General features: G+C 71.9%; 2 protein-coding genes. Both read right to left on the bottom strand.

The window, feature by feature from the left end; all coding sequences use genetic code 11:
• The coding region (locus E4099_RS32160) for a polyketide synthase docking domain-containing protein (RefSeq protein WP_135342610.1) at nucleotides 1–195 on the bottom strand (195 nt) is incomplete at its 3' end.
• Nucleotides 196–224: 29 nt separating this feature from the next.
• The coding region (locus E4099_RS32155) for a beta-ketoacyl reductase (protein ID WP_135342609.1) at nucleotides 225–1,137 on the bottom strand (913 nt) is incomplete at its 5' end.

Below are 1,137 nucleotides of genomic sequence, written 5' to 3'. Positions count from 1 at the left end.
CTGAGATGAGTATAAGAGACAGTTCCAGAGGGTGTGGGGGGTGGTGGTGTTGCCGGGGTAGCGGCAGGCCATGCCCACGATGGCGATGGGTTCTTGGTGGCGTTCTTCGAGGTCGCGTAGGCGTTGGCGGGTGGTGCCGAGGTCGAGGGTGACGCGTTTGAGGTAGTGGCGGAGTTTGTCTTCGGTGGTGGTCATCTGTTCCTCCTCCTTTCTGGTGGGGTGGGTCAGGAGTGGCCGAGTTGTTCGTCGATGAGGGCGAACACCTCGTCGTCGGAGGCCGACTCCAACGCCTCCCCGTCGATGTCGCCGTCCGCTCCGCCGTCCCCGACCGCGGACAGCAGCGACCGCAGCCGCTGGGCGACCGCCGCCCGGGACTTCTCGTCCAGCGCTCGCCCGCTCAGCGTGCTCTCCAACCGGGCCAGATCACCCAGGACCGCGGCCGGTGCCTCGTCGCCATCGGGCGGCGTCTCCTCATCGGGGAACAGCCGTCCGCGCAGGAACTCGGCCAGCGCCGGAGCCTCCGGATAGTCGAAGACCAGTGCGGCCGGCAGCCGCAGCCCGGTGGCGGCGGACAGCCGGTTGCGCAGCTCCACCGCGGTCAGCGAGTCGAACCCCAGTTCCTTGAACGAGGCGTCCTCCCGCACGGCCAGCGGATCGCTGTGCCCCAGCACCGTGGCCGCGTGGGTACGCACCAGATCCAGCAGCGCCCGCTGCCGCTCGGCGGCGGAGATCCCGGCGAGCCGGCCGGCCCAGTCCAGTGGCTGCCGCCGCTCGGCGGCGACCCGGCGGGCGGGAGCGGCGGTCGCGGCCAGGGCGCGCAGCAGCACGGGCACCGCCTCGGCGGGCTGTGCGCCAAGGGCCCGCGGGTCGAGGTCGAGCGCCAGCGGCGTGGGCGAGCCCTGGAGCAGCGCGGCGTCCAGCAGCCCGAGTGCCATCGGGGTGGGCAGCGGACGGAACCCGCTGCGGGCCATCCGGGAGAGATCACCCTCGCCCAGGTGCCCGGTGAGCCCGCTGGTGTCGGCCCAGAGTCCCCAGGCGATGGAGGTGCCGGGGAGTCCGTTGTGGTGTCGGTGGGTGATGAGGGCGTCGCAGTAGGCGTTGGCGGCGGCGTAGTTGGTTTGTCCGGGGCTGCCGAGG

Origin of the sequence: Streptomyces palmae, assembly GCF_004684805.1 — a bacterium.
Classification (GTDB): Bacteria; Actinomycetota; Actinomycetes; order Streptomycetales; family Streptomycetaceae; genus Streptomyces; species Streptomyces palmae.
The sequence above is the reverse complement of the archived record's forward strand: the minus strand, read 5'-3'. Positions and strand labels throughout refer to the sequence as shown.